General features: G+C 40.5%; 2 protein-coding genes and 2 pseudogenes. 2 read left to right on the top strand and 2 right to left on the bottom strand.

The genetic code is table 11. From position 1 onward, the window contains the following. Positions 1-250, top strand: a pseudogene (locus VE944_RS15135) (succinylglutamate desuccinylase); the annotation flags it as partial. A gap of 74 nt (positions 251-324) precedes the next feature. On the opposite strand, the pseudogene VE944_RS15130 reads toward VE944_RS15135, so the two are convergent. Both VE944_RS15130 and VE944_RS15125 read right to left on the bottom strand, forming a co-directional pair. Further along, positions 325-750 (bottom strand): annotated as a pseudogene (locus tag VE944_RS15130) (6-phosphofructokinase); the annotation flags it as partial. A gap of 164 nt (positions 751-914) precedes the next feature. After that, complete coding sequence (locus VE944_RS15125) at positions 915-1,064, bottom strand: 6-phosphofructokinase (protein WP_414690129.1); 150 nt, start codon at positions 1,062-1,064, stop codon at positions 915-917. Positions 1,065-1,291: 227 nt separating this feature from the next. Between VE944_RS15125 and era the strand changes: the two genes are divergently transcribed. After that, a partial coding sequence (gene era / locus VE944_RS15120) for a GTPase Era (protein WP_324978342.1) occupies positions 1,292-2,196 on the top strand: 905 nt, incomplete at its 3' end.

Below are 2,196 nucleotides of genomic sequence, written 5' to 3'. Positions count from 1 at the left end.
AATGAGTTTTGCATCTAGCAGTAACCGGAAAAAATATTATGCGATCGCAGGTGGTATGATTCAATCCAGAATCGAATTAGGTACTGAAGTCAAAACTGGAGACAAACTCTATCAAATTCTCAGTTTCAATAAAGAAGGTCGCCTACCTACTGTAATTGATGTCTGCGCTCAACATGATGGATTAGTTTATGATGTCGCAACTAATCAGGCTGTGAATGAAGGCGAGTTTGTATTGGGAATTGTTAGTTAATCATTTATTATTTGTCATTTGTAGTAAGGAGTGAAGAGTTTTTTAACTCTTCACTCCTTACTCTTGACTTAAATTTAGTCTCCCAAATAAATACCCATACCACAAGCGCTTTTAACCAAAGTACCATTGGGATCGACGGCACTATATTGAGCGATCGCTTCTGTAATTGGTACACTTAATACTTGGCGATTTTGCCAAGTCACCATGCGATCGTATTTATCTTCTGCAATTAGATTAACTGCCGCAACACCAAAAGCAGTTGCAACTAATCTATCTAATCGTGAAGCAGTTCCACCCCGTTGAATGTGTCCTAAAACTGTGACTCGCGTTTCTACGCCAATGTGTTCAATAATTTTATCTGCTAAATATTCGCCAATTCCACCGTATCGAGACTGACCTAAGCGATTTGTAATCGTCACATTTTCCCCATCGTGGATACGAACCGCTTCAGAAACAATTATCAAACAATAGTTTTTGCCTTTCTCTTGGCGTTCTTTAACAAACAAGAGGGGTTAATTCCCCATCCCCAAAGGGAATTGCTTGTAATGAGAAAGGGGTTTAAATCCCCAGACGCTCGCAGACTCGCTAACGCTTCGCTATCTCAAAACTTAATTGCGGTAGCGAGTCCGCGATAGCGAAGCGTTAGCGACGCAGGAGCGTCGCGTCATTGCGAATTGCGAATTGGTTTAATTTTGTGGCAAATATGCTCAACTGTGTAAGGAATTTCAGGGATTAAAATTACATTTGCTCCCCCCGCAATTCCTGCAGCTATAGCTATGTGTCCGGCATGACGCCCCATTACTTCCAAAATCATGAAACTTAAGCCATTAGCAGCAAATTAAACAGTCCTCCCTGTAAATGCCAAAGTAATTTTATGTTTCTTTTGTATCTAGAAACTAAACCAAGTTATCTCAGCTGTAAAATATAAGTGTAGAGCCAGTAGTAGATTAAACCTAAGCAAAAGCAATCCCCGAAAATGCTAGGGTGTTTTTATGCTTGTTTTATGTCTAAGAAAAAACCAAGTTATCCCAACTGTAAAATATGAGGGTGGAGCCAAAGGTGACTAGTATTGATAATTACAACTTCTCTTTTTCAGAAGAAGTAGCAATCCCACAAGCTCCTCCTGAATTCAAATCAGGTTTTATCGGCATTGTTGGTCGTCCTAATGTCGGTAAATCTACTTTAATGAATCAATTAGTAGGGCAAAAAATTGCAATTACATCACCAGTAGCGCAAACAACACGTAACCGTTTGCGGGGCATTTTAACTACACCAGAGGCGCAGTTAATTTTTGTAGATACGCCAGGAATTCATAAGCCCCATCATCAATTGGGGGAAGTATTGGTGCAAAATGCCAAAATTGCCATTGAATCGGTAGATGTAATACTGTTTGTGGTAGATGGAGGAGTAGCTTGTGGATCAGGCGATCGCTATATTGCCGAATTGCTGTGTCGCAGCAAAACACCAGTGATTTTGGGCGTGAACAAAATCGACCAACAACCATGCGATTCTCAGTTTCTAGATGATAGTTACGCTCAGATGGCCCAGTCCCATGAATGGGAAATCGTGAAATTTTCTGCCAAGACAAGTGCAGGATTACCGCAACTTCAAGAATTATTAATTGAACATTTAGAAATTGGGCCGTTATACTACCCACCAGATTTGGTAACTGACCAACCAGAACGCTTTATTATGGGTGAATTAATCCGAGAACAAATTTTATTATTGACTCGTGAAGAAGTACCCCATTCAGTAGCGATCGCTATTGACGTAGTAGAAGAAACTCCTAGCATTACCCGGATACTTGCTACCATCAACGTCGAGCGCGATTCCCAAAAAGGCATACTCATTGGCAAAAGTGGAGCAATGCTCAAAGCAATTGGTAGCGAAGCCCGCGAACAAATCCAAAAGTTAATCTCTGGTAAAGTTTACCTAGAATTGTTTGT

The sequence above is a fragment of the Nostoc sp. genome, from assembly GCF_035638895.1.
Lineage (GTDB): Bacteria > Cyanobacteriota > Cyanobacteriia > Cyanobacteriales > Nostocaceae > Nostoc.
This window is presented reverse-complemented; position numbering and strand designations above follow the sequence as displayed.